The sequence below is a fragment of the Streptomyces fumanus genome, from assembly GCF_014655295.1.
GTDB lineage: Bacteria > Actinomycetota > Actinomycetes > Streptomycetales > Streptomycetaceae > Streptomyces > Streptomyces fumanus.
The window spans coordinates 111,936-136,401 of the sequence record NZ_BNBI01000004.1 but is presented as its reverse complement, the minus strand read 5'-3'; the positions used below and the strand labels follow the sequence as shown (position 1 = coordinate 136,401).

22 protein-coding genes are annotated in these 24,466 nt (G+C 73.5%); 10 read left to right on the top strand and 12 right to left on the bottom strand.

The features are described 5' to 3' along the window. Positions 1 to 32: 32 nt before the first annotated feature. From IE316_RS10110 to IE316_RS10090, 5 genes are all read right to left on the bottom strand, one after another. Positions 33 to 521, bottom strand: coding sequence for a GNAT family N-acetyltransferase (locus tag IE316_RS10110; protein ID WP_190203867.1), 489 nt, complete (start codon positions 519 to 521; stop codon positions 33 to 35). A gap of 163 nt (positions 522 to 684) precedes the next feature. Further along, a complete protein-coding gene (locus IE316_RS10105) occupies positions 685 to 2,124 on the bottom strand; it encodes a GH1 family beta-glucosidase (RefSeq protein WP_190203866.1) in 1,440 nt (479 codons plus the stop codon). A gap of 94 nt (positions 2,125 to 2,218) precedes the next feature. After that, the gene (locus tag IE316_RS10100) at positions 2,219 to 3,145 is read right to left on the bottom strand and encodes a carbohydrate ABC transporter permease (RefSeq protein WP_190203865.1); all 927 of its coding nucleotides are present in this window, start codon (positions 3,143 to 3,145) and stop codon (positions 2,219 to 2,221) included. Between the two features lie 12 nt (positions 3,146 to 3,157). After that, positions 3,158 to 4,156: a carbohydrate ABC transporter permease gene (locus tag IE316_RS10095; RefSeq protein ID WP_190203864.1), complete on the bottom strand. Its 999-nt coding sequence runs from the start codon at positions 4,154 to 4,156 to the stop codon at positions 3,158 to 3,160. An 88-nt stretch (positions 4,157 to 4,244) separates the two neighbouring features. Beyond that, positions 4,245 to 5,549, bottom strand: a complete 1,305-nt coding sequence (locus IE316_RS10090; protein WP_190203863.1) for an ABC transporter substrate-binding protein — start codon at positions 5,547 to 5,549, stop codon at positions 4,245 to 4,247. A 298-nt stretch (positions 5,550 to 5,847) separates the two neighbouring features. Here IE316_RS10090 and IE316_RS10085 point away from each other — a divergent pair, with 298 nt between their 5' ends. Next, the gene (locus IE316_RS10085) at positions 5,848 to 6,861 is read left to right on the top strand and encodes a LacI family DNA-binding transcriptional regulator (protein WP_190203862.1); all 1,014 of its coding nucleotides are present in this window, start codon (positions 5,848 to 5,850) and stop codon (positions 6,859 to 6,861) included. Between the two features lie 250 nt (positions 6,862 to 7,111). After that, the gene (locus IE316_RS10080) at positions 7,112 to 7,690 is read left to right on the top strand and encodes a hypothetical protein (RefSeq protein ID WP_190203861.1); all 579 of its coding nucleotides are present in this window, start codon (positions 7,112 to 7,114) and stop codon (positions 7,688 to 7,690) included. Positions 7,691 to 7,812: 122 nt separating this feature from the next. On the opposite strand, the gene IE316_RS10075 is transcribed toward IE316_RS10080, so the two are convergent. Beyond that, positions 7,813 to 8,253, bottom strand: a complete 441-nt coding sequence (locus IE316_RS10075) for a nuclear transport factor 2 family protein (RefSeq protein ID WP_190203860.1) — start codon at positions 8,251 to 8,253, stop codon at positions 7,813 to 7,815. 192 nt (positions 8,254 to 8,445) lie between these two features. Here IE316_RS10075 and IE316_RS10070 point away from each other — a divergent pair, with 192 nt between their 5' ends. Beyond that, the gene (locus IE316_RS10070; RefSeq protein ID WP_190203859.1) at positions 8,446 to 8,823 is read left to right on the top strand and encodes a nuclear transport factor 2 family protein; all 378 of its coding nucleotides are present in this window, start codon (positions 8,446 to 8,448) and stop codon (positions 8,821 to 8,823) included. A 24-nt stretch (positions 8,824 to 8,847) separates the two neighbouring features. On the opposite strand, the gene IE316_RS35425 is transcribed toward IE316_RS10070, so the two are convergent. After that, on the bottom strand, positions 8,848 to 11,958 hold the full coding sequence (locus IE316_RS35425; RefSeq protein ID WP_229910307.1) for a helix-turn-helix transcriptional regulator: 3,111 nt from the start codon (positions 11,956 to 11,958) through the stop codon (positions 8,848 to 8,850). 181 nt (positions 11,959 to 12,139) lie between these two features. Between IE316_RS35425 and IE316_RS10055 the strand changes: the two genes are divergently transcribed. Together IE316_RS10055 and IE316_RS10050 are read left to right on the top strand one after the other, a co-directional pair. Further along, positions 12,140 to 13,054, top strand: a complete 915-nt coding sequence (locus tag IE316_RS10055) for an MBL fold metallo-hydrolase (protein ID WP_190203858.1) — start codon at positions 12,140 to 12,142, stop codon at positions 13,052 to 13,054. Between the two features lie 22 nt (positions 13,055 to 13,076). After that, positions 13,077 to 14,585 carry a carboxylesterase/lipase family protein gene (locus IE316_RS10050; protein WP_190203857.1) on the top strand — a complete coding sequence of 503 codons (1,509 nt, stop codon included), beginning with the start codon at positions 13,077 to 13,079 and terminating at the stop codon, positions 14,583 to 14,585. Positions 14,586 to 14,659: 74 nt separating this feature from the next. Here IE316_RS10050 and IE316_RS10045 read toward each other — a convergent pair whose 3' ends face one another. Beyond that, entirely contained in the window at positions 14,660 to 15,424 is a 765-nt protein-coding gene (locus IE316_RS10045; RefSeq protein ID WP_190203856.1) for an AraC family transcriptional regulator, read from the bottom strand. A gap of 54 nt (positions 15,425 to 15,478) precedes the next feature. Between IE316_RS10045 and IE316_RS10040 the strand changes: the two genes are divergently transcribed. Continuing rightward, entirely contained in the window at positions 15,479 to 16,657 is a 1,179-nt protein-coding gene (locus IE316_RS10040) for an MFS transporter (protein WP_190203855.1), read from the top strand. Here the strand turns inward: IE316_RS10040 and IE316_RS10035 are convergent. Then, a complete protein-coding gene (locus IE316_RS10035; protein WP_190203854.1) occupies positions 16,654 to 18,240 on the bottom strand; it encodes an MFS transporter in 1,587 nt (528 codons plus the stop codon). The genes IE316_RS10040 and IE316_RS10035 overlap by 4 nt on opposite strands. Before the next feature lie 168 nt (positions 18,241 to 18,408). On the opposite strand from IE316_RS10035, the gene IE316_RS10030 reads away from it, so the two are divergent. Together IE316_RS10030 and IE316_RS10025 are read left to right on the top strand one after the other, a co-directional pair. Further along, positions 18,409 to 19,002: a helix-turn-helix transcriptional regulator gene (locus tag IE316_RS10030; protein WP_229910306.1), complete on the top strand. Its 594-nt coding sequence runs from the start codon at positions 18,409 to 18,411 to the stop codon at positions 19,000 to 19,002. A gap of 113 nt (positions 19,003 to 19,115) precedes the next feature. After that, positions 19,116 to 19,991: a class I SAM-dependent methyltransferase gene (locus IE316_RS10025; protein WP_190203852.1), complete on the top strand. Its 876-nt coding sequence runs from the start codon at positions 19,116 to 19,118 to the stop codon at positions 19,989 to 19,991. Between the two features lie 84 nt (positions 19,992 to 20,075). On the opposite strand, the gene IE316_RS10020 is transcribed toward IE316_RS10025, so the two are convergent. Further along, positions 20,076 to 21,257 carry a vanadium-dependent haloperoxidase gene (locus tag IE316_RS10020; RefSeq protein WP_229910305.1) on the bottom strand — a complete coding sequence of 394 codons (1,182 nt, stop codon included), beginning with the start codon at positions 21,255 to 21,257 and terminating at the stop codon, positions 20,076 to 20,078. Between the two features lie 126 nt (positions 21,258 to 21,383). Then, positions 21,384 to 22,220 (bottom strand): EamA family transporter, encoded by an 837-nt coding sequence (locus tag IE316_RS10015; protein WP_190203851.1) that lies wholly within the window; start codon positions 22,218 to 22,220, stop codon positions 21,384 to 21,386. A gap of 166 nt (positions 22,221 to 22,386) precedes the next feature. Between IE316_RS10015 and IE316_RS10010 the strand changes: the two genes are divergently transcribed. Then, positions 22,387 to 22,962, top strand: coding sequence for a helix-turn-helix domain-containing protein (locus IE316_RS10010; protein ID WP_190203850.1), 576 nt, complete (start codon positions 22,387 to 22,389; stop codon positions 22,960 to 22,962). A gap of 28 nt (positions 22,963 to 22,990) precedes the next feature. On the opposite strand, the gene IE316_RS10005 is transcribed toward IE316_RS10010, so the two are convergent. Further along, complete coding sequence (locus IE316_RS10005) at positions 22,991 to 23,866, bottom strand: aldo/keto reductase family oxidoreductase (RefSeq protein ID WP_308438910.1); 876 nt, start codon at positions 23,864 to 23,866, stop codon at positions 22,991 to 22,993. Positions 23,867 to 24,002: 136 nt separating this feature from the next. Between IE316_RS10005 and IE316_RS10000 the strand changes: the two genes are divergently transcribed. Then, positions 24,003 to 24,440, top strand: coding sequence for a winged helix-turn-helix transcriptional regulator (locus IE316_RS10000; protein WP_190203849.1), 438 nt, complete (start codon positions 24,003 to 24,005; stop codon positions 24,438 to 24,440). Positions 24,441 to 24,466 lie beyond the last annotated feature (26 nt).

Genomic DNA, 24,466 nt, shown 5'->3' with positions numbered 1-24,466 from the left:
CCCCGTGCCGGTCCGGCCCGGCTCCGCACGCGTCAGCGGGACGGTATGCGGAACTCGAACGCGGGACGGTCCCACGGCACGGCGGGCGGGTCCGCGAGCACCGTACCCGTGCGCACCGCACCCGCGCGGTGGTAGAAGTCCTCGGCGGGCACGTGCGACACGACCTTGACCCGGTCCACCCCGGCGGCACGGGCCTCGGACCGCATATGGGCGACGAGCCGGCGCCCGATGCCCCGCCGCTGCGCGTCGTCGGCCACGAACAGCAGGTCGAGCTCCGGTGGCGCCAGGACCAGCGAGTAGAACCCGAGGACCCGGCCGTCGTACTCCCCGGTGCCGACGGCCACGAAGGCGCGGTGGGCCTCGAGGTAGTCCGGCCCGACCCGGTAGCCCGCGACGGCGGCGGCGTACCTGCCCGCGTACGCGCCGGAGCCGCGCACGAGCCGCGTGAGACGCTTGGCGTCCCGCGCCACGGCCCTCCGTATCGTGATCGGCAGGGCGGCCGGGGACGTGCGTGCGCTCATCCGGTGAGTATGCCGCACCGGAAAGGGGCCCTCGTGCGGCGGGTGTGCCGCCGGGCACCTCGCTGACCTGCGCCCGCCCCCGGCCCGGGCCGGGCCGGGGGCGGACTCGGCGGTGCGGCACCGCGCGGAGAGGCGTGACGAGGCGGTGCCGCACCGGGCTCGGTCAGGCGCCGGGCAGGACCCCCGAGCGGGCCACCTCGGCGTACCAGCGGGCGCTGGCCTTCGGGATGCGGGTGCCGGTCGGGTAGTCCACGTAGACGGCGCCGAAGCGCTTGCTGTAGCCGTGGGCCCACTCGAAGTTGTCCAGCAGGGACCACAGGAAGTAGCCGCGTACGTCCGCGCCGTCCGTGATCGCCTGGTGGACGGCGGCCAGGTGGCCGCGTACGTAGGCGATCCGGGCGGGGTCGTTGACGTTGCCGGAGGGGTCGGCGTAGTCGTCGAAGGCCGCGCCGTTCTCGGTGATGACCAGCGGTGTGTCCGGGAAGTCGGCCGACAGTCGGCGCAGCAGCTCGTACAGGCCGGCCGGGTCGACGGCCCAGCCCATGGCGGTGGTGTCGCCGGGCGGCTGGTGGAAGGCGACGGTGTCGGCGCCCGGCCAGGGGCTGTGGTCGCTGTTGCCGTGGCCGTCCGAGGTGTGGACGCCGCTGCCGTCGGCCGCGGAGACGAGGGTGGGCGAGTAGTAGTTGACGCCGAGGAAGTCCAGCGGCTGGTGGATCTGCCCGAGGTCGCCGTCGCGGACGAAGGACCAGTCGGTCAGCGCGGCGGTGTCCTTGATCAGGTCCTCCGGGTAGGCGCCCGTGAGCATCGGGCCGGTGAAGAACCGGTTGGCGAGCGCGTCGATCCGGCGGACCGCCTCGGCGTCGGCGTCGCTTCCGGTGAGCGGGCGGACGTGGTGGAAGTTGAGCGTCACCGAGACCTGGGCGGTGGCCGGAAGGCGGTCGCGCAGCGCCTGGACCGCGAGGCCGTGGCCCAGGTTGAGGTGGTGTCCGGCGCGCAGTGCCGCGACCGGGTCGGTGCGGCCGGGGGCGTGCACCCCGGAGCCGTAGCCGAGGAAGGCGCTGCACCAGGGCTCGTTGAGGGTGGTCCAGGTCGTCACCCGGTCGCCGAGGGCGTCGGCGGCGAGGGCCGCGTACTCGGCGAGCCGCTCGGCCGTGGCGCGCTCGGGCCAGCCGCCGGCGTCCTCCAGCTCCTGCGGGAGGTCCCAGTGGTAGAGGGTGGCGACCGGCTGGATGCCCCGGTCCAGCAGCTCGTCGGCGAGCCGCCGGTAGAAGTCCAGGCCGCGCTGCGCGGCGGGGCCCCGGCCGGTGGGCTGGATGCGGGGCCAGGCGAGGGAGAACCGGTAGGCGCCCAGGCCGAGTTCGGCCATCAGGGCGACGTCCTCGCGCCAGCGGTGGTAGTGGTCGGTGGCGATGTCACCGGTGTCGCCGTTGCGGACCCGGCCCGGGGTGCGGGCGTAGGTGTCCCAGATGGACGGCGTCCGGCCGTCCTCGGCGACGGCCCCCTCGATCTGGTACGAGGCGGTCGCGGAGCCCCAGAGGAAGCCCTCGGGGAAGACCCGGGTCCCGTCAGGGCCGGGCCCGCTGTGCTGTGCTGCGGTGACCACATGAGTCCTTTCGGAGAGACGGCGGCGGGCCGTACGGTGAACGGCTCCGGTGCCCTGCGGGCCCGGACGGGGGCGCCCGGGCCGGTGGAGCCGGTCAGCCCTTGACGGCGCCGGCCATGATGCCGCTGACGATCTGGCGGCCGAAGACGACGAACATCGCCAGCAGCGGCAGCGTGCCGAGCAGCGCGCCCGCCATGATCAGCGACTGGTCCCGGACATAGCCTGCGCTGAGCTGGGTGAGGGCGACGGGAACGGTCGGGTTGGTCATGTCGAGGACCACGAACGGCCAGAAGAAGTCGTTCCACGCATGCACGAACGTGATCATGAACAGGACCGCCATCGCAGGCCGGGCGATGGGCAGCACGATGCTCCAGAAGATCCGCAACGAGTGCGCGCCGTCCACGCGTCCGGCCTCGACCAGTTCGTCCGGCAGCGCCTCGGCCAGGTACTGCCGCATGAAGAACACCCCGACCGCGCTCACCAGCGTGGGGAAGATGACGGCGGGCAGTTGCTGCGCCAGGCCCAGCTCCGACATCAGCATGAACAGCGGGACGACACCCAACTGCGGCGGCACCATCATGGTGCCGATCACCAGCATGAGCAGGACGTTGCGCCCCTTGAACCGCAGTTTGGCGAAGGCGAACCCGGCCAGCGTCGCGAACATCACCGTGGACAGGGCGATCACCCCGGCCACGATCAGGCTGTTGACCATGGCCTTGCCCATGGCCGCCTCGTCCCACGCGCGGGCGAGGTTGCTGAACAGGTTCGGGCCCGGCACGAACGGCGGCGGGGTCTGGCTGATGCGGCTGTTGTCGGTGGAGGCGGCCACCATCGTCCAGTACAGCGGGAAGATCGACAGCACCGCCATGACGACGAGCAGGACGTAGGCGAGCGGGCCGGCGTGGTGCTGGCGGCCGGCGCGCGGGTGCAGCAGCTTGCGGCGTCCGGCCCGGCCGGCCGGCCCGGCCGCGGGGGTCCGGACCGGGGTGTCCGTCCGGACCGGGAGGCTGTTGGTGGTCATGTCGGCTCCAGGTCAGGACGTACGGGAACGCAGCCACTTGATCAGGCGCTGCGCGGCGAAGGCGAGGACGAGCAGCAGGAACATCGCCCAGGCGACGGTCGCCGAGCGGCCCATCTGGTAGTTCTTCCAGCCCTCCTCGTACAGCAGCAGGCCCAGCGTCTGGTACTGGTTGTCCGCGCCGCCGGTGACTCCGTTGGGTCCCTGGCCGAAGATCAGCGGTTCGCCGAAGAGCTGGGTGGCGCCGATCGTGGAGAGCACGATGGTGAAGACGATGGTGGAGCGGATCCCGGGCACGGTGACATGGGTGAACTGCTTCCACCGGGAGGCGCCGTCGATGGCGGCGGCCTCGTACCGTTCGGCCGGGACGGCCTGCATGGCGGCCAGGTAGAGCAGCGCGTTGTAGCCGGTCCAGCGCCAGATGACGATGGTGGAGATCGCCACCTGCGCGGGCCACTTGTCGGCCTCCCAGTCCACCGGGTCGATGCCGACCGAGCCCAGCGCCCAGTTGATCATGCCGAAGTCACGCTCGAAGATCATGGTGAAGACCAGCGCGGCGGCGGCGACCGAGGTGGCGTACGGAACCAGCGAGGCCACGCGGAAGAACAGCGAGGCCCGCATGCGGTAGTTGAGCAGGTGCGCCAGGCCGAGGGCCATCAGCAACTGCGGCACCGTGGAGATGACGCCGATGGTGATGGTGTTCGACAGCGCGTTCCAGAAGCGTGAGTCGCCCCAGAGTTCGACGTAGTTGTCGAATGCCACCCACTCCATGACGTCGAGGGTGGCGAGTTCGACGCGGTGCAGGGAGATCCACGAGGTGTAGACGAGGGGGTAGAAGCTGAAGGCGGCGAAGACGATGAAGAACGGCGCGACGAACGCGTACGGCGCGCCCTTGAGGTCCAGCCGGTGCAGCAGTGCGCTTCGCCGCCGTCGGCCGGTGCCCCCGCCGTCGGGGGCCGGGGACGGGCCTGGACGCTCCCCGCCGGCCAAGGCGTTCGAGGTGGAGGTGGCCACCGGTACTTCCCTTCCTGACAGCGATGGTCGGTGCCGGGCCCCGGGCGGGCCGGTACGGACGCGCCCGGGGCGACCGAGGTTCCGGCGGTCAGCCGACGGCCTTCTCGATCCGCTGCATCGTGGTGTCCCATGCCTTGTCGCGCGCGGTGCCCTCGGCGACCAGCGCCAGCCCCTGGGAGAAGGTGTCCTTGATCGTGCCGTCCTTGCGGCCGAGGACCTGCTCGTCCGGGATCTCCTGCGCGGCGGCACCGAAGATCTCACCGATCGGCGCGTCGCTGAAGTACTCCGAGGTGACCCGCTTGGCCTCCTTGGTCTCCAGCGCCTCGCGCGAGGACGGGAAGTTGCCGATCTTCTCGAAGATGTACGCCTGCTGCTCCGGTGCGGTCAGCCAGGCGACCAGCTTCTTCGCCTCCTCCTTCACCGGGCTCTTGTCGATCACGCCGAGGAAGGAGCCGCCCCAGTTGGCGCCCTTGGGGGCCCGGGCCACGTCCCACTTGCCCTTGTTCTTCGGGCCGGCCGACTCGCTGATGTTGCTGAGCATCCAGGCCGGGCAGACGGCGGTGGCGAAGGTGCCGTTGGCCAGTCCCGGGTCCCAACCCGGCTGGAACTGGCGGAGCTTGGCGGTCAGCCCCTGCTCGGCGGCGTCGGAGGCGAGGTTCCACGCGTCCTTGACGGCCGGGTTCTTGTCGTAGATGAGATCGCCGTCTTCGTTGTAGTACTGCTGCGGGTAGCCGTAGACCATGGCGTTGAACAGGCCGCTGGCCGAGTCCATGTAGGCGACCTCGCCGCCCTTGTAGCCCTCCTTGAAGGTGCGGCCGACCTCGACGTACTTCTTCCAGTCGCCCTGCCACAGCTTGCCGACCTCGTCGCGGTCGGTGGGCAGGCCGGCCTTCTCGAAGTAGTCCCTGCGGTAGCAGACGGCCATGGGACCGCTGTCGGTGCCCAGGCCGAGGACCTTGCCGTCCTTGGTGGTGATCTGGGACTGCTTCCAGGGCAGGAAGTGGTCGGTGCCCGCCATGCCGGAGAAGTCGGCGAACTTGTCCGCCTGGGTCTCGGTGATCTCCTTGGCCCGGCCGATCTCGATGCCCTGGATGTCCTTCAGGCCCTTGCCCGCGGCGAGGTGGGTCTGCAGGGCGGTGTAGTAGGTCTGCTCGTCACCGGCCACCTCGGCCTCGATGTCGATGTCGGGGTGTTCCTTCTCGTACCGCTCCAGCAGTCCCGTCTCCTTCATCCCCATCACGCCGAACAGGCCCATGGTGATGACGGTCTTGCCGTTCTTCTTCCCACCGTCGGTGACCGAGTCGTTGCTGCTGCAGCCAACAACGAGTGACAGGGCGGCGGCGGTAGCGCCCGCCACCACCACCTTCGTACGCAACGAACCAAAAGTGCCCACGAATCTCCTCCCAGCGGCGTCGCTGACGCATCGGAGTGATCAGATCTGCGATGACTACAGCGGCTCTGACAGCGAGTGGTAACGTGCCCACAACGGAGTGGGAACGTGCCCACCGATGCATGGAAGACTCACGGCAGCGGGGTGTCATGTCAATGACGTGAACGCAATATTTGGTCGGATCAATCGCCGCCGGGCTCGTCTCCGCAGCTAAGCGGCCTCCTGCCGAAAATTTCGTCTGCAACAGTTGTTACCGGTCACCCTCGCCGCCGCGCTGCCGCGGCCGCCGGGAAGGGAGCACATGAGCGGCAACCGACGTCCCACGATCAAAACGGTCGCCGCCCGGGCCGGCGTGGGCCGCACCACGGTCTCCCGCGTCGTCAACGGCTCCGGCCTGGTCAGCGACGACGCCCGCGCGAGGGTGCTGGCGGCGATCAAGGAACTGAACTACGTCCCCAACTCGGTCGCCCGCGGCCTGGTGACCAACCGCACCAACGCCGTCGCCCTGGTCATCCCGGAGTCGGAGAGCAAGCTCGGCTCGGAGCCCTTCTTCGCCGCGCTGATCCGCGGGGTCAGCGGCGCGCTCGCCGAGACCCAGACCCAGTTGCAGCTCATGCTCGTCCGTGACCAGGCCGAACGCGACCATCTCACCGAGTCGGTGGCGACGCGCCGGGTCGACGGGGTGCTGCTGGTCTCGGTGCACGCCGAGGACCGCCTGCCCGGCATGCTGGAGGAGATGGGCCTGCCCACCGTGCTGGCCGGCCGCCGGGACGCGGGCGAGCGGCTGAGCTATGTGAACGCCGACAACGCGGGGGGCGCCGCCGCGGCGGTGCGGCATCTGCTGGAGCGCGGCCGGACCAGGATCGCCACCATCACCGGGCCGCTGGACATGGACGTCGGCCGCAGCCGGCTGGCCGGCTGGCGCGCCGCGCACGAGGCGGCCGGGGTGCGCGCGGACGAACTCCTGGTGGAGGTCGGCGACTTCACGGAGGAAGGCGCTGGTCGGGCGATGCGTTCACTTCTCGAACGGGCCCCGGACCTGGACGCCGTGTTCGCCGCCTCCGACCTCATGGCGGTCGGCGCGCTGGCCGAACTGCGCCGCCGCAAGCGCCGGACACCCCGCGACGTCGCGGTGGTGGGATTCGAGGACTCCATCCTCGCCCGGCACACCAATCCGCCCCTGACGACGGTGCGTCAGCCGGTGGAGGAGATCGGCCGCACGATGGTCCGCATCCTCACCGGCATCACCCAGCACGGCGCGGCCCGGCAGCAGGTGACACTGCCGACGGAACTGGTGGTGCGCGAGTCGTCCTGACCGGGCCGGTCCGGCCTCGGGTGAACCATTTGCCGCCGCGCCCCGTTTCACGTCCGACGACGGCAATCACCCCTGCCCTGCCGCCGTGTCGCGGCCGGCCCGGTGGTGCTCCGGTGGAGCCACGGGCCGACGGGACGGCGGCGGGCCCCGGAGTGGTGCCTCGCAAGTCAGGACGTCCACGGGAAGGCCGCGGAGAACAGTGCCATACAGAAGCCGTACAGGGACCGCCAGGTGGGGCGCGGGAGTCGCGTTGGCAGCAGTGCTGACAGCGCTCGCGGGATGCTCGGACGACGACGGGGGGTCCTCCACCGGCAAGCCGGCCGCGCGCGTGTCCGCCACGGTCGAGCCACCGAAGGCGGAGGAGACCGGAGCGACCGTCTCCGGGTCGTCGGCCGGCGCGCAGTCCAGCCCCGAAGAGGCGGTCGGCACCCTGATCACCGCGGTCATCGAGGGCGACACCGAACAGGCGTGCTTGGTGATGGGCCCCTCGGTCACCGGGTCGGCGCCCGCGACCGGCGATCCCGGGGCGGCGTGCGCGAGCGGCTCCCCCGCGTCGGAGCAGGTGAAGACCGTCACCGACCGGCTGCGTACGACCTTCAAGCCCCAGCAGGCCGGCGGACACCCGGCCGTCGAGGTGAACGAGGTCACGGCGGAGGGCGGCAAGGCCAAGATCCCGGCCGACCGGATCACCGTCGACGGGCAGACCCTGGAGGAGGTCGTGCTGGCCAACTCCACGGGTCTGGGGTCGGGGGACCTGGACATCGCGTTCGAAGCCACCCAGACGGGTGACCGCTGGTACGTGACCGACGTGGACATGAACATCGGGTGAGCCGGGCCCACCGGGCACATGGGCGGCGGCCGGCCCCGGACAGCGCGGATGGCTGTCCGGAGCGGGCCGCCCGCGCACACCGGGTACGGCCCTCCCCCGCCCCGCCCCGCCCCCGCCTTTGCTCACGGTGTGCAGGCCGCGGCGATCGACAGGCTGTTCTCGTAGAGGTGGTGCCGGGTGATCCGGCCGTTCTCGACGGTGAGCCGCAGCGCGAACGGGCCCTCGAAGGACTTGCCCGTGGCGCGCACGGTCCCCGACACATGCCCCGTCAGCACGGCGTCGGTGCCGTCGACGAGAAAGGCGTCCACGGAGGCGCGGGCGTCCTCCGGCACGGTGTGCTCCATCAGCTCCGTGAACTGGGCGGCGCACTCGGCGGCGGTGGACCGGGGACGTATCCACGGCACGGCGGGGTTCTCGGCGAGCTGCCAGTCGACCACGTCCGCGAAGAGCGCCGTGAGCCGTTCCGTGTCCCCGGCCAGCCGCGCGGCGAGGAACTCCCGCACCACGGCCCGGGTCTCCTCGGACGGGGAACTCGCGGCCTGGGCGGTGGACTTGGCGGTCATGGCGCTCCTCGTGACTGCGGCGGGGTCCTGACGGGGTTCCGTCGATGTGGTCGATCCTGCCGGTGATCTGCGCGGCGGTCGATTACCCCGGGGGTAATGAGCCCCACGGGACCGGCAGGACCCATGAGCCGCACGGTGCACACGGTCCCCGGTGGGACGAACGAGCCGCGAGCGGCCTGGTATTACTGGTGCATGCAGGAAGCAGCCGCTCGGTCCGCGATCGACACCTTCATCTCCGCGTTCAACGCCCCGGACGACGCCTATGTGACCGGCCTGCTCTCCCAGGCCCTCACGTCGGACGTGGTGCTCTGGGGACCGCTGGGCCGCAGTGACGGGATCGAGGCGGTCGAACGGTTCGTGCTGGACATCCGGCACCACCCGGCGGGTACCGGCACGATGGTGCGCTGCTCGGCGGTGGACATGCCGGACGAGTGGGCCAGGTACCAGTGGGTCTTCACCACGCCGGACGGCGGCCCCCGCCTGGCCGGAACGGACGTCGTCCATCTGCGGCGCAGCCTCATCGACCAGATCATCGTCTTCGCGGGAGAGATCGGGCCGTCCGGCTCCTAGTCGGCGGGAGCCTCACCGCCCGTCTCACTCCCCGCGTCCGGCCGTCGCCAGGGTGCCCTCGACGAGGTCGCGGAGCTGGGTGCGGGTGGTGATGCCCAGTTTGGGGAAGCTGCGGTAGAGGTGCGAGCCGACCGTGCGGGGGGAGAGGAAGAGCCGCTCGCCGATCTCGCGGTTGGTCAGCCCGCGGGCGGCGAGCCTGATGATCTGCTGCTGTTGCGGGGAGAGCCGGGCGAGCGCGTCGGGGACCGTGTCCGTGACGTCGAGTCCGGCGGCGCGGGCCTCGGCCCGGGTCCGTTCCAGCCACGGGTGGGCCCCCAGGCGGCGGAAGATCTCCAGGGCGTCGGTGAGCGGCGCCCGCGCCTCCGCGATACGGCGACGGCGGCGCAGCCACGCGGCGTGGTCGAGCAGGGTCTGGGCGCGTTCGAGGGGCCAGTGGGCGAGGACCGGGTCGGCCAGGGCGGCCCGGAAGTGCGGTTCGGCGTCCTCGGGGGCGGCCAGCAGGCCACGGGCCCGGCCGAGCAGCGCGCGCAGGCGGGGCGAGGCCCGGCCGGTGAGCGTGCGCGCGCAGCGCTCGACGACCATGGCGGCGTCCTCGTGGTGTCCGGTGCGCACGGCCGCGGCGGCCAGGTCGGCGAGGGCCGGGGCGGAGGCGTGGTAGTGCACGGGCGTGCCGTCCGCCGTGAAGACCCTGCGGAGCTGGTCGTAGGCGGTCTCGTACGCGCCGTCCACCGCCGCCGCGGCGGCCAGTGCGCGGCGGGCGTAGACCGCGACCGAGCGGCTCTCCAGCGGGTCGATCAGGGTGAGCGCCTCGTCGGCGCGATCCCGGGCCGCCGCCGGGTCGCCCTGGTGGGCCAGCAGGAAGGCGTCCACCGCGCTCGCGCAGGCGACGGCGTGGTCGAGGCCGGCCGCCCGGCCGACGGCGAGGGTGCGGGCGCAGGCGTCCCGGGCCCGGTCCCAGCGTCCCCGTTCCGCGTAGGCCCAGGCGATCGCGCCGCCCAGTCCCTCCGGCAGCGCTCCCTGGGCCGCCCAGCGGTCGGTGGCCCGGTCGAAGAGGCGCACGGCCTCCGGGGTCTCGTCCAGCAGCCACGCCATGATGCCGACGGCGGTGAGCCGTTCCGGCCGGTCCGCCGCCTCGGCGGCCAACCCCGGGAGTACGGCGATGAGTTCGGCCCGGACCGCGAGGGGATCCGACACGGCCCTCACCCAGGTGCGCGGGACCGTGGTCGAGGCGTCGTCGGGAAGGCGGGCCAGGATGTCGTGGATGCGGCGGCGCTGGGTGTCGGCTCCGGAGTAGAAGCGGATCACGGCGGCGTCGGCGAGCAGGTCGAGCGCGGTGGCGGGGCGGGAGGCCGCCAGTGCCTCGGCCGCGTCGGTCAGCCGGGCGAAGACCGTGGTGTGGCGCTGGGTCAGGACCGCCAGCCGGCCGGCCTGCACGGTGGCGGAGGCCAGCAGAGCGGGGTCGTCGGTGCGGGCGCGGACCGCGGCGGTCAGTTCCTCGACCCAGGGCAGGTCACCGGTGAACACGGCCGCCGAGGCGGCCTCGACCAGCAGCCGGGCGCTGTCCGCGCGGTGCGGTGCGAGGTCCGCGGCGCGCTGGAGGGCCGTGGCCGCCGCCGCGTGGCCGCCGCGGCGGCGGGCCCGGGCGGCGGTCCGCGCCAGCTCCGCCGAGACCTCCGCGTCGGGTCCCGGGCAGGCGGCCGCCAGGTGCCAGGCGCGTCGGTCCGGTTCGTCCCGCAGCAGCTCGGCGAGCGTGCGGTGGGCCGCGCGCCGGGCGTCCGGGGGCGCGGCGTGGTACACGGCGGACCGGACCAGCGGGTGGCGGAAGCGGAGGTCGCGGCCGGTGCGCCGGACCAGCCCGGCCCGCTCGGCCGGGGCCCAGACGTCGTCCTCGGTGGGCGGCGGTCCGGCCGGGACGGCGAGCGGCGCATCGGCGGCGTCCATGGCGGCCGGGAGGGCAATCGGCCCGTCGGCGCTGTCCATGGCGGCCGGGAGGACAATCGGCCCGTCGGCGCTCTCCACGGCGGCCGGGACGGTGAGCGGCCCGTCGGCGCTCTCCACGGCGGCCGGGACGGTGAGCGGCCCGTCGCCGCTCTCCACAGCGGCCGGCACGGCGCGCGGCCCGTCGCCGCTCTCCACAGCGGCCGGCACGGCGCGCGGCCCGTCGCCGCACTCCACGGCGGCCGGGACGGCGAGCGGCCCGTCGGCGTTCCCCACGGCAGCCGGCACGGCGAGCGACCCGTCGGCGCCGTCCACGGCGACAGCGATCGGCGCGTCGGCGCTGTCCATCGCGGCCAGGAGCAGCAGGGCCCGTGTCGTGTCGGCGGGGAGGCCGTCGAGCCGGGCGGCGAAGAGCCGTTCCAGGTGCTCGGACAGGGGCAGCGGGCCCGCGGCCGGCACTTCGGTGGCCGCCCGTGCGAGTTCCACCAGTGCCAGGGGGTTGCCGCCCGCCTGGTCCAGGACGCGTGCCCTGGTGCGGCCGGTGGGCCGCCGTGGCTGCTGGTCCAGCAGCCGGTTCGCCGCGGCGTCGTCGAGCGGTTGGAGCACCAGCGTGGGCCGGTGCCGGTCGAATCCGGCGACGCGGTCGCCGTCGCGGGCCGCGATCAGCAGGGTGACCGGTTCGCCGTCCAGCCGTCTGGCGGCGAAGGACAGTGCCTCCAGGGAGGCGCGGTCGCACCACTGGGCGTCGTCCAGCACCAGCAGGACGGGCCGCCGGTCGCCCAGGGCCGACAGCAGGCCCAGCACGGCGACCCCGATCAGCAGCGGATCGGGGTGGCCCGCCCGCGCCGCCGGTCCGGTACCGAAGGCGTCCTCGACGGCGGTGCGCTGCCGGTGCGGGAGCCGGTCCAGCTCCGCCCGCAGCGGACGCAGCAGTTGGTGCAGCGCGGAGTACGGCAGGCGGGCCTCCGACTCGCTGCCCTCGGCCCGCAGTACGCGCACACCGCCGGCCTCGGCCCGGCGCACCACCCGGTCCAGCAGGGCGCTCTTGCCCAGGCCCGCCGCGCCGACGAGCGTCACCACGCGGTCGGTGGACGCCGGTCGCACCGCGCGGAGCAGGTGTGCCAGTTCGGCGTCGCGGCCGACGAACGGCTCGTCCGCCTCCGGCGCCGCACCGGGGCCGCCTGTGTGCTCGTCCACGGGGTCTCCACGCATCCTGGCTCACGCACGGGAGCCGTCTCGCCCTGCCCCGGCCAGGGTACAAGCGGCCGCTCCCCCGGCCCGGGGCGCGGGCGGGCGGGTGCAGTCACGTGACGGATACCCCGGCTGCCGGGGCGGCTCGTACGGTCCAGGAAATCCTTCGCGTTCCCGAGGACCCTTCATGGACCAGATCACTCTCGGCGATGTCACCGTCACCCGGGTGTGGGAGTACTTCGGCTCCGTCGACCTGACGCCCGGCACCTTCTTCCCGGACAGCCCGAAGGAGGTGTGGGAGGACGGCGAGTCCTGGCTGAGCCCGCACTTCCTGGACCCGGACACGCACATCGTGCGTTCCGCGATCCAAACCTGGCTGCTGCGCAGCGAGGGCCGGACGATCCTCGTCGACACCGGTGTGGGCAACCACAAGGAGCGCCCGTACGCGCCGGTCTGGAGCCGTCTGCGGACGGACTTCCTGGCCAACCTCTCCCGGGCGGGCGTCGAGCCCGAGGACGTGGACATCGTGATCAACACCCATCTCCACGTCGACCACGTCGGCTGGAACACCTACCTGGACGACCGGCAGTGGGTGCCCACGTTCCCCAACGCCACCTACCTGATGCCGAAGGACGACTTCGACTTCTGGAACCCCGAGAACGGCCATGAGCCGGTGCTCGGCCGCGGCAACCAGAACGTCTTCGAGGACAGTGTGTCGCCGGTGCACCGGGCCGGCCGGACGCTGCTGTGGGAGGGCAGCCACCGGATCGACGCCGCGCTGCGCCTGGACGCGGCTCCCGGACACACCCCCGGCTCCTCGGTGCTGACCCTCACCTCCGGGACGGACCGCGCGGTGTTCGTCGGCGACCTGCTGCACAGCCCGGTGCAGATCCTCGAACCGGACGCCAACAGTTGCTTCTGCGAGGACCCCGCGGGCGCCCGCGCCACCCGCCGCAAGGTGCTCGGCTGGGCGGCCGACCACAACGCGCTGGTCGTCCCCGCGCACCTGGGCGGCCACGGCGCCGCCGAAGTGGTGCGCGAGGGAAGCAAGTTCGCCATCAAGGGCTGGGCGCCGTTCGCCCCGTACACCGAGCGGGCCTGAGGGCCCGCGGAGAGGCACCACCGTGAACCGCCATCCCGACCCCGTCGTGACCACGGCGTCAGGAGCCGTCCGCGGCCTGCGCCGGGGCGACACCGCCGCCTTCCTGAACATCCCCTACGCCGCTCCGCCCCGCGGCGCCGGCCGGTTCGCGCCGCCCCGGCCGCACGAGCCGTGGGACGGCGTACGGGACGCCACCGCGCCGGGGCCCACCGCCCCGCAGTCCGAGCGCCGGCTCGGCCGTGTCGACATGTCCCCCTACTTCGGCACCGGTTGGCACCGCGGCGAGGACTACCTCACCGTCAGTGTCTTCGCACCCGCCGACGGCGGCGGTGGCCTGCCGGTCATGGTGTTCGTCCACGGCGGCGGATTCGTCGCCGGCTCCACGCGGTCCCCGCTCTACGACGGGTCCGCCTTCGCCCGTGACGGCGTGGTCCTCGTCACCCTCAACTACCGGCTCGGCATCGCCGGATTCCTCGACCTGCCGGGCGCGCCCGCCAACCGCGGCCTGCTCGACGTCGTCGCCGCGCTGCGCTGGGTCGAGGAGAACATCGCCGCCTTCGGCGGTGACCCGCGCAACGTCACCCTCTTCGGCCAGTCGGCCGGGGCGACCGTCGTCGGCGGCGTCCTGGCCACCCCCGGGGCCGCGGGGCTGCTGCGCCGGGCGATCCTCCAGAGCGGCAGCGGTCTGGGCGCGTTCAGCACCGAGCAGGCCGCCCGTGTCACCCGGGCGGCGGCCCGCGCCCTGGGGGTCGCACCCCACGCCGACGCCTTCGCGGACCTCTCCGACGAGCGCCTGGTGGCGGCCGCCTCCGGGCTCGCGGGCATCGACCTGGGGACCGTGTCCCGCCGCGACCCGCTGATCGGGCTCAGCCCCTTCAGCCTGGTCCTGGACACCCAGCCCGCCGCGTCCGTCGCCGCCGGCCCGGGCGCCGACGTGGACCTGCTGATCGGGACCAACGCCGAGGAGGGCAACCTCTATCTGGTCCCGGTGGACCGGTACGCCGGCTCGACCGCCGAGGACGTGGCCGACGCGGCGGCGCGTGCGCACCCGGACCCGGACCGGCTCGTCGAGACCTACCGGCGGGCCCGTCCCGGGGCGTCCTTCGGCGAGCTGCGCTCCGCCATCATGGGCGACGCGCTGTTCGGCGCGGGCAGCCGGGCCCTGGCCGACGCACACGCCGCGCGGGCCCGGTCCGCCACGTACGCCTACGAGTTCGCCTGGCGCTCCCGGGCGCTGGACGGCGCGCTGGGCGCCGCCCACGCGATCGAGCTGCCCTTCGTCTTCGACCTCGCGCACCTGCCCCAACTGCACGGCCCCGCCGCCCTGCTCGGCCCGGACCGGCCCCCCGCGGACCTCGCCGCCCGTGCGCACGCGGCCTGGGTGCGGTTCGCGAGGACCGGCGACCCGGGCTGGGACCCGTACGACACCGGGCGCAGGACCACGATGCGCATCGACGCCGAGTGGCGCCAGGTCGACGACCCGCACGGCCGGGAACGGCGGGTCTGGGACGTGCTCGCAGCGGTGAGCTGAAGCCGCCGGGGCCCCGGTCGGGCGGGGCACCCGGTCGGGCGGGGCAAGACCACCGGGGGCCCAGGACGGGCGGGCTAAAGCCGCCGGGGCCCCGGTCGCCGCGCGTGCGTGCCCGGTGTGTGGCCGAAGGCGCGGCGGAACACGTCGATGAAGGCGCTGGTGGAGGACCATCCGCACCGGTTCGCGACCTGGGTCACCGGTGTCCGCTCGGCCAGCAGCACCAGCGCGCGGTGCAGGCGCATCTGGGTGCGCCACTGGGGAAAGGTCATCCCCAGCTCCCTGGCGAACAGCCGGGAGAGCGTGCGGTCGCTGGCTCCCACCAGCCTGCCCCACTCGGCGAGGGTCCGGTTGTCCGAGGGGTCGGCGCGCAGCAGGTCGCAGACCGCACGCAGCAGCGGATCGGACGGCATCGGCAGGTGCAGGGGCTGTTGCCGGGCGGAGATCCGCAGTTGGTCGAGGAGGACCCCGCGCAGCCGCGTTCCCTCCGGGGTGTCGCCGTCCCCGGCGCGGGCGCGAGCGATGATCAGCTCGCGCAGCAGCGGGCCGACCGCCAGCACGGCGGGGCTCTCCAGGCCCAGCGGGTTCTCCGTCGCGGGCAGCCCCACCAGGTGCAGGTCGAGGTCGCCGTGCGCCTGGTGGGCGTGGACGGTGCCGGCCGGGATCCAGAGGGCGCGCGTCGCCGGGGCGACCCAGGAACCGGCACTGGTGGTGACGGTCAGCACCCCCCGGCCCGCGTAGACGATCTGATGGTCGTCGTGCCGGTGCGCGTCGATCTCCCCACCGGGGGGCAAGTGCCGGGTACGAGTAGGGGCCACGGGAGCGTGGCGGACTTCCGTCATCGCGTGGCAGCTTATCGGAAGCGCGACACGCCCGGGGCCGCCCAGGATGACGGGGTGCGCAGAACCCACCCCATCACCTTGCTGTCCGTCGGGCACGGCTGTGTCGACCTCTACCAGGGGTCCGTCGCCGCGCTCGTGCCCCTGCTCGTCACCGAGCGCGCCTACGGTTACGCGGCCGCCTCGGGGGTCGTGCTCGCGGCCTCGTCGCTGTCCTCGCTGGCCCAGCCGCTGTTCGGCGTGCTCGGCGACCGCCGGGCCAGACCCTGGCTGCTCCCGGTCAGCACCCTGCTCGCGGGCCTGGGCGTCGCGCTGAGCGGGGTGAGCGACTCCTACGCCGTCACACTCGCGGTGGTCGCCGTCTCCGGGCTCGGGGTGGCGGCGTACCACCCGGAGTCCGCGCGGGTGGCCCGGCTCGCCGCCGGCGGCGGCCACCGCGCGATGGGGTGGTTCGCGCTCGGCGGCAACCTGGGGTTCGCGCTGGCCCCGCTCGCGGTCGCCGCCCTGGCCGCCGCCGGCGGGCTGCGCCGCTCACCACTGCTCCTGCTGCCGGCCGTGGTGGGCGCCGCGCTCTGCCTGCCCGTGCTGCGCGCACGGCAGACCCGGCCGTCCGGCACGGCCGCGCCCCCCGGGCCGGCCCGGGACGACACCGCGTCGTTCGTACGGCTCTCCCTGGCCGTGGTGTGCCGCTCGGTCGTCTTCACCGGCCTGGGTACCTTCCTCGCGCTGTACGCCACCGAGCGCACGGGCTCCGGCGGGGCCGGCACCGCCGTGCTGTTCCTGCTCTACCTGGGAGGTGCGGTGGGCAGCGTGCTGGGCGGTGTGCTGGCCGACCGGTGGGACCGGGTGCGGGTCTGCTCCTGGTCGTACCTGCTGACGGCCGGATCGCTCGCCGGTCTGGTCCTCGTCCCGGGCCCCGCCTGCTACCTGTTCACCGCCCTGACCTCGATCGGGCTGTACGTCCCCTTCTCCCTCCAAGTCACCCTGGGCCAGGACTACTTGCCCTCCCGACCGGGCACCGCCGGCGGTATCACGCTCGGCCTCACCGTGAGCGTCGGCGGCCTGCTCGCCCCGGCCATCGGCGTGCTGGCCGACCGCACGTCACTGCAGACGGCCCTGACCCCGCTGATCCTGCTGCCCGTACTGGCCGGCCTGCTCTTCCGGACGCTGCCCGAGCCCGCCGTTCCGCCTCCGTCCGCGCTTCGCCGGGGAAGGCGGCCGGGCGTCACTCCCTAGCCGGGGGTGCCGTCCGGTGCCCCGTCCGCACCCGCCCGGAGCCCGCCGCCGGGCCCGCGGAAGACCACGTAGACCAGCAGGGCGGCCATGACGGCGACGCCCGCCCACATGCCCTGCCGCCATCCGTCGACGAAGGACTGCCGGGCGGCGTGGAGCAGGTCCCCCGCGTACGGTCCGGCGCCGCCCGCCGCCTCGACGGCGTTGGCGACCCCCTCCCGGGCGGTGTCCGCGGGCCCCTCGGGGATGCCGCGCAGCCGGTCGTCGACGGCGTCGCGGTAGCCGCCGGCCACCAGCGCGCCGAGCAGGGCGACGCCGAGCGCGGTGCCCAGCTCGCGGGTCACGTCGTTGAGGGCGGAGGCCACGCCCTGCTTCGCCCGCGGCAGGGAACCGGTGATGGCCTCGGTGGACGGGGTCATCGACAGGCCCATGCCGATGCCCGTGGCGAGCATGCCGGGCAGGATGGACAGGTAGCCGCCGTCGAGGGAGACGAACAGGGCCATGAGCGTCATGCCGACGCCGGCCAGCGCGACGCCCGCCGCCATGGCCGCGCGGGGACCGGTGCGCCCGGCGAGCCTGAGGGCCGCACCGGAGGCCGCCATCATCATGACGGCCATGGGCATCAGCGCCGCCGTGGACCGCAGGCCGGACCAGCCGAGGACGGCCTGGAAGAACGGGAAGAGGACGACACCGAAGCCGGCCTGGACCCCGAAGACCACCAGCAGCGTCACCGAGCCGCCCGCCAGACCGCGTTCCCGGAACAGCCGCACGTCCAGCAGGGCGGCGTCCCGGCGGCGCAGTTCCCAGGCGGCGAAGCCGACGGCGGCGACGACACCGACGGCGAGACCGGTCAGCGTCCCGGGGGCCGTCCAGCCGCGCTCGGGGCCCTCTTGCAAGACGAAGATCAGGCCGACCACGGCGACGGCGGAGACCAGCGCCCCGACGGCGTCGAAGCGATGGGCCGGTATCTCGCGGGAGTCGGGGACGGACTTCAGCGTCAGGGCCAGGGCCACCGCGACCAGCACCACCGGCAGCACGAACAGCCCGCGCCAGTCGGCGGCGTCGACGAGCAGCGCGGAGAGGAACATCCCCAGGATGCCGCCGCCTCCGGCGACCCCGGTCCACACGCCGATCGCCTTGCCGCGTCGCTCCTCGGGGAAGGTGGAGGTGATGACGGCGAGGGTGATGGGCATGATCATCGCGGCGCCGACACCACCGGCCACCCGCGCGGCGAGCATCACCTCCGCGGTCGGGGCCACCCCCGCGGCCACGTTGGCGGCACCGAAGACACCCAGCCCGGCGACGAGCACGGGCTTGCGGCCCAGGCGGTCACCGACGGCACCGAGCGGCAGCAGCAGCGCGGCCAGGGCCAGGGTGTAGACGTTGATGATCCACAGGACCGTGCCCTGCGAGGCGCCGAACTCCACGGCCATGTGGGTCTGCGCGACGTTCAGCCCGCTCACCGAGGCGACGACGGCCATCAGCGCGAGGGAGACGGCGATCAGAATGGTGCGGAGCCGGCGCGCGTCCGGTGCGTCCCCGCCGCCTTCGGCTTCGGCGGCTCGAGCGCGCTGGTTCGTGCTCATGGATGTCTCTCCATACGGATGTGTGGACATAGGGATATGTCGAGGTGCGGGAGTGAGGAGAACGGTTCGCCGAACGAGCGGGGACCGGGAACCCGGAACCCGGCCGGCACCGCCCGTCCGCGTGGCGACGCTAATCGGCGATTGCACGCCGGGCATACGATGTTGCGTATGACGCAAGAAGATGGCGGTCTGGACAGCCTCGTACGCAAGCGGATCCGCGCCCTGCGCGTGGCCCAGGGCTGGTCCCTCGAGGAACTGGCCACCCGGGCCCACCTCAGCCAGTCCTCACTGAGCCGGATCGAGAACGGGCAGCGCCGCCTCGCCCTCGATCAACTGGTCACGCTCGCCCGCGCCCTGGACACCACGCTCGATCAGCTCGTGGAGACCGCCGACGACGACGTGATCATCAGCCCGATGATCGACGGCACCCACGGCGCGATGCGCTGGCCGGTGAAGGGCGACCCCGGCATGAGCGTGGTGCGCCGGCGCTTGACCGAGCCGCCGCCGGAGAACCTGGCCCGTATGCGCGCCCACCCGGGCCGCGAATGGCTCGTCGTCCTGTCCGGCACCGCGGTCCTCATGCTGGGCCACCGCCGCTTCCGCGTCGAGACCAACCAGGCCGCCGAGTTCCCCACGATGACGCCGCACGCGATCGGGGCCGAGGGCGGGCCGTGCGAGATCCTCGGCATCTTCGACCGCGACGCCCGGCGCGGCCACCAGCGCGAGGCCGACGCCGCCGACACGCGGGGCGCCGACGCCTGACAGCGGGGCGGCGCGACGGCGGACCTTGCGCGCCGCGCAACACCGAGGCCGATCTCCTTGCGCGTTCCGGGAGCCATCATGCCCCTGCCGCATGACGCGCTTACGGTGGAGGCATGCCTGAAAGCCAGCCGCACCCCCAGCACGCCAGCCCGGACCACACCCACCACGGCCACAGCCACGACCCGGACGGCCTGGCCGAGATCCTCGACCTGGACGCCGAGGTCCTCGCCGAGCACATCGCCTCCATCACCGCGTGGCTGCCGCTGCGGACCGCCCCGCGCCGGATCACGGACCTGGGCTGCGGCACGGGCACCGGCACCTTCGCCCTGCTGGACCGGTTCCCCGACGCGCATGTCACCGCCGTCGACGCCTCCGCCGGACACCTCCAGCACCTGCGCGCCAAGGCATGTGCCCGCGGTCTGGCGGAGCGCGTACGCACCGTGCAGGCCGACCTCGACGACACCGCCTGGCCCGACCTCGGCTCACCGGACCTGGTGTGGGCGTCGGCGTCCATGCACCACATGGCCCGCCCCGACCTCGCCCTGCGCGCCGTCCACGACGCGCTGGCGCCCGGTGGCCTGTTCGCCGTCGTCGAGCTGGCCGGCCACCCCCGCTTCCTGCCCGAGGACGCCCCCGAGGACCGGCCGGGTCTGGAGGAGCGCCTGCACTCCGCGGCCGACCGCCTGCAGGCCGGGCATCTGCCGCACCGGGGCGCCGACTGGGGCCCGATGCTGACCGCCGCCGGTTTCACGGTCGAGGGCGAACGCACCGTCGCCGTACGCGTCGAGGGCTCCCGCGACGCGGTGATCGGCCGTTACGCCCTCGGTGTCCTGGGGCGCCTTGGCGGTGCCGTCGCCGACGCGCTCTCCCCCGAGGACCTCACCGCGCTCGACCGGCTCCTGGACCCCGACGGCCCGCACGGCATCCTGCGCCGCGACGACCTGACGGTCCGCACCGAACGCACCGTCTGGGCCGCCCGCCGCACCTGACCCCGCCCCGACGCCGACGGGAGAGGGCCCCGACGGGCTCGCGCCCGGACCGGGGCCCGACCCGGACCGGTCTGCCGGGTGCGCTCAGAGGGGCTGAAGTTCGTGCTGGACGACGTACGTTCCGACGTTGCGGCCGAGCTGGAGGCCGTCCACGGCGTCCCAGCGGTAGTGCACCCCGAGCCAGAGGCGGCTGTTGGCGTCCTCCTCGGCGGCCTGCTTGAAGCTGCTGAACGTGCGGTTCTTCACCGGTGACTTGGGGTCGTCGGTGGAGGCGGTGAACGGGATCTGGCCGGTCTCGAAGACGTCCGTCAGCACCGCTTCCCAGGCTCCGGCGAAGGTGGCGTGGCCGGAGGCCCAGGCGGGGAAGCAGGGGGTGTTGCCCAGCGGCTGCCAGGTCGGGTCGTTCAGGCCCACCTGGACCGCGGAGACCGGGCGCCACAGGTCGATCGGCGTCTGGTACTTCACGTCCCACTCGGCGATCGCCCCGTCCGCCATCGCCAGGGAGACGAGCGCGAACAGCCGCGCGGTCGGGTACACGTCGAGGTTGCGCTGGTTGGCGATGATCCGGGTCATGTCGAGGATCTGTCCCGGAGGCTTGTAGGTGCCGTCCGCGTCATTGGCCCAGAACCAGGCCGCCGCGGTCTGGTCGGTGGTGCGTTCGGTGGAGTTCACCGAGCCGAGCCTGCGCACCTCGTCCACCTGGGCCCGGTAGGCGGGGCTCGCCACCAGGGCTTCGTACGTGCCGTAGGTCTCCGGTGTGGCGGGCCGGAACTGCGTGGCGGAGGTGAGGGCGAAGGGGGTCACCAGTCCCCACTTCGGGTCGACGGCGTCACCGTCGGAGGTGCATCCGGCGTTGCCGGTGGGCCGCCAGGCACCGGGCTTGTTCTCCGGGGAGTACGAGCCGCCCGCGCCCGAGCCGTCGGTGTAGCGGGCGTTCCACATCCGCTCGGCGACCGGCTCGGCCACCAGCGGCTTCAGGATGTCGAAGTCGGTCCACTCGTGGCCGAACCGCTCCTTGAAGCGCGTGTTGATGAGCGTCTGCTGGCCCGGGAAGAGCCGCACCAGGATGGTGCGGGCGGTGTGCCCGATGACCCGCTCCTCCTCCTGGGGTCCCTCCAGCAGCGGCGCTCCCGAGTACTTCGGCGCCTCCAGGTAGGGCTCGTACTTCAGGGTGTGCCAGGTCCGCTGGTAGGCGCTCTCCGCGTCGTAGATCGCGGCGTTCATCATCGCGGCCGCCCGGGCGAGCGGGCCCGGGCCCACCTTCACCTGCCGCTTGAAACGTCGCCCGTACAGCGGTGAAGTGCGTGGGGACGACGACGGGTGCCCGGCCGGGACGGGGAGCGGGGGGCGGGATTCGGACGGGGCGAGGGGGCCGGTGGCGGTCGGCGCACATCAGGCCAGGGCCAGGAGGCTCACCGCCACCGCGGCCGTGCCCAGGCCGAGGAGCTGGCCGCGGTGGATCCGTTCGGCGAGGACACCGCGGGCGAGCAGGACGGTGCCCGCCGGGTACAGGGCGGTGATCACGGCGACGACCGCCAGGTCACCGCCGCGGGCGGCGAGCAGGAACAGCAGGTTGGCCACCGAGTCCAGCACACCGGCCGCCGCCGACATCGCGTACGCGGGCCGCTCCGCCCCCAGCCTGCGGTACAGCAGGCCGGCCGCGGCCAGCGTGACCGCCGAGGAGACGGCACGACCTGTGATCAGCGGGCCGACGCCGCTGTCGGCGGGCGCCTGGTGCAGGCAGACCAGTTGCAGGGCGATGGCGGCCCCGGCGCCGAGGGCCAGCAGCAGCGCCGTGCGCGACGGACGGGCGCCGCCGCTGCCGTGTCCGGCGCTGACCAGCACCACGGCGGCCAGCGCCAGCGGCAGGCCGATCGTCCCGGCCGGGCCCAGGTGCTCGCCCTGCAGCAGCCCGACGGCGACCGGCAGCATCGCCGAGACGAGCGCGGTGACCGGGGAGAGGACGTTCATCGGGCCGATCGCGAGCGTGCGGTAGAGCAGGGCGAACGCGGCGGCCGACGCGACTCCCGAGGCCGCGCCCCAGCCGAGCGTGGCGGGGGCGAAGGAGGCGCCGAGGAAGGGCCACAGCAGCAGCTCCACGGTGAGCGAGGCCGGGGCGGCGACCATGACGGTCCGCAGGACATGGGCCCTGCGGGCACCCAGACCGCCGAGGAAGTCGGCGCAGCCGTAGGCCAGGGAGCTGCCCAGGGCCAGCAGCAGAGCGATCACGGGGACATCCCTTACTATCAACGGAACGACCACACCGTACAACGCATCGACCGGAAGACGTCAACCGAACGACCGCGCGGTGCAGTGTGGTGACCATTGTGCGAAGACGCGAAGACGCGGAGACGCGGAGACGCGGAGACGCGGAGACGCGAAAGAGGTGACAGCGATGACCGAGACCGAGGCGGCGCTGCGGACGCTCGCCCACAACGTCCGCTCGGCCCGGACCCGGGCCGGCCTGTCCCTGGACGAACTCGGCCGCCGCGCCGGGGTCAGCAAGGGCGCCCTCGTCGGACTGGAGAAGGCCCAGGGCAACCCGAACTTCGCCACCCTGGTCCGACTCGCCGACACCCTCGGCGTCTCCGTCTCCGCGCTGCTGGAAGGCCGCCCCGAGGGACGCGTCCGGGTGGTCGGCGCCGATGCCGTGACGCCGCTGTGGCGGGGACCGCGCGGCAGCGAGGCCCGGCTGATGCTGACCACCAGCGGCCCCGCCCCCACCGAGGTCTGGCGCTGGACGCTGGAGCCCGGCGAGGAGTACCCCAGCCACCCCCACCAGGCCGGTGTCACCGAGACCGTCAGCGTCACCGCCGGGCAGATGGTGCTCGTCGTCGACGGCACCGAGTACCCGCTGCAGGCCGGGCAGACGGCCGCCTTCGACGGCGACACCTCCCACACCTACCGCGGCGCGGGCACCGGGACCTGCCACCTCGTCATGACCGTCCACCTGCCGCCGGGCCCCGCGTAGCCGCCGCGCGGGAGCCCGGCGCGGCGGCTCAGGGGCGGCCGATGCCGTCCAGTTCGGCCATGTCCTGCGGGGAGAGAGCGAGTCCGGCGCCCGCGGCGTTCTCCCGCAGGTGGGCGACGGACGACGTACCGGGGATGAGCAGGATGTTCGGCGAACGCCGCAGCAGCCAGGCCAGCGCGACCGACATCGGCGTCGCCGCCAGTCGGCTCGCGACCCGCGAGAGGGTCTCGGACTGCAGCGGTGTGAAGCCGCCCAGGGGGAAGTACGGCACGTAGGCGATGCCGTCGGCGGCGAGCCGGTCCACGAGGTCGTCGTCGTGCCGGTGGGCCAGGTTGTACATGTTCTGCACGCACACGATCGGGGCGATGCCGCGCGCCTCGGCGACCTGCTCCTCGGTGACGTTGCTGACGCCCAGGTGGCGGATCAGGCCCTCGCGCTGGAGCTCGGCGAGGGTCTCGAACGCCTCGGCGATCGGGCCGGGCCGGGTGCCCTGGGCGTCTCCCATGCGCAGGTTGACCAGGTCGAGGGTCTCGACGCCGAGGGAGTCGAGGTTGTCGCGCACCTGCTTGCGCAGGTCCTCGGGGCGCCGGGCCGTGGGCCAGTTGCCCTGCGCGTCGCGGGTCGCGCCGACCTTGGTGGCGATGAACAGCGACTCCGGGTACGGGTGCAGCGCCTCGCGGATCAGCTCGTTCGTGACGCGCGGCCCGTAGGCGTCGCTGGTGTCGATGTGCGTGATCCCCAGGCCGACCGCCTCGCGCAGGACGGCCAGAGCGCCGTCGCGGTCGGCGGGCGGCCCCATGACCCAGGGGCCGGCGAGCTGCATCGCGCCGTAGCCGAACCGGGTGACCGTCGCGTCGCCCAGCGTCCAGGTGCCACCGGGCAGAGCCGTGGAGGACGTGTTCATCTGCGTGCCTTTCACTTCTTCTTTCGCCGGGGGCGGTGTCTCCGACCCCCTGCGCACCAGTGTTGGCGGGTTACTCTCCATGGGGAAGTAGGCACCTTGAAGTGCGTAACGAACCGAGCGAACGGGGACGGGACCGATGGCGACGACGAAGGCCGACGAGCGGGCGCGGGCCCGGACGGAGTACGACGCGTTCCTGGCGATGTGCCCCAGCCGCCAACTCCTCGACCGCATCTCGAACAAGTGGGTCGTCCTGATCCTGTGCGCGCTGGGCGAGGACGCGTCCGCACCGCCCGGCACCTCCCCCGCCCCGAGGGCGATGCGGTACTCCGAACTCGCCCGGCTGCTGGCCGGCGTCAGCCAGAAGATGCTGACCCAGACCCTGCGGGCCCTGGAACGCGACGGCCTGCTCACCCGCACCGTGACCCCCACGGTCCCCGTCACCGTCACCTACGAGCTGACCGACCTGGGCCTCTCGCTCCACCACCTGACCCGCGGACTCAGGGAGTGGGCCCAGACCCACATGGACCAGGTCCTCGCCGCCCGCGAGACCCACGACGCGCGAGCCGCCTCCTGAGGAGGGCAGCGCGCCGCTGAGGGGAT

What these genes read in the sequence shown, in the direction of transcription:
- IE316_RS10110 (WP_190203867.1), bottom strand. Translation starts at nt 521, where the DNA reads ATGAGCGCACGCACGTCCCCGGCCGCCCTGCCGATCACGATACGGAGG.
- IE316_RS10100 (WP_190203865.1), bottom strand. Translation starts at nt 3,145, where the DNA reads ATGACCACCAACAGCCTCCCGGTCCGGACGGACACCCCGGTCCGGACC.
- IE316_RS10085 (WP_190203862.1), top strand. Translation starts at nt 5,848, where the DNA reads ATGAGCGGCAACCGACGTCCCACGATCAAAACGGTCGCCGCCCGGGCC.
- IE316_RS10075 (WP_190203860.1), bottom strand. Translation starts at nt 8,253, where the DNA reads ATGACCGCCAAGTCCACCGCCCAGGCCGCGAGTTCCCCGTCCGAGGAG.
- IE316_RS10070 (WP_190203859.1), top strand. Translation starts at nt 8,446, where the DNA reads ATGCAGGAAGCAGCCGCTCGGTCCGCGATCGACACCTTCATCTCCGCG.
- IE316_RS10055 (WP_190203858.1), top strand. Translation starts at nt 12,140, where the DNA reads ATGGACCAGATCACTCTCGGCGATGTCACCGTCACCCGGGTGTGGGAG.
- IE316_RS10045 (WP_190203856.1), bottom strand. Translation starts at nt 15,424, where the DNA reads ATGACGGAAGTCCGCCACGCTCCCGTGGCCCCTACTCGTACCCGGCAC.
- IE316_RS10035 (WP_190203854.1), bottom strand. Translation starts at nt 18,240, where the DNA reads ATGAGCACGAACCAGCGCGCTCGAGCCGCCGAAGCCGAAGGCGGCGGG.
- IE316_RS10030 (WP_229910306.1), top strand. Translation starts at nt 18,409, where the DNA reads ATGACGCAAGAAGATGGCGGTCTGGACAGCCTCGTACGCAAGCGGATC.
- IE316_RS10025 (WP_190203852.1), top strand. Translation starts at nt 19,116, where the DNA reads ATGCCTGAAAGCCAGCCGCACCCCCAGCACGCCAGCCCGGACCACACC.
- IE316_RS10010 (WP_190203850.1), top strand. Translation starts at nt 22,387, where the DNA reads ATGACCGAGACCGAGGCGGCGCTGCGGACGCTCGCCCACAACGTCCGC.
- IE316_RS10005 (WP_308438910.1), bottom strand. Translation starts at nt 23,866, where the DNA reads ATGAACACGTCCTCCACGGCTCTGCCCGGTGGCACCTGGACGCTGGGC.
- IE316_RS10000 (WP_190203849.1), top strand. Translation starts at nt 24,003, where the DNA reads ATGGCGACGACGAAGGCCGACGAGCGGGCGCGGGCCCGGACGGAGTAC.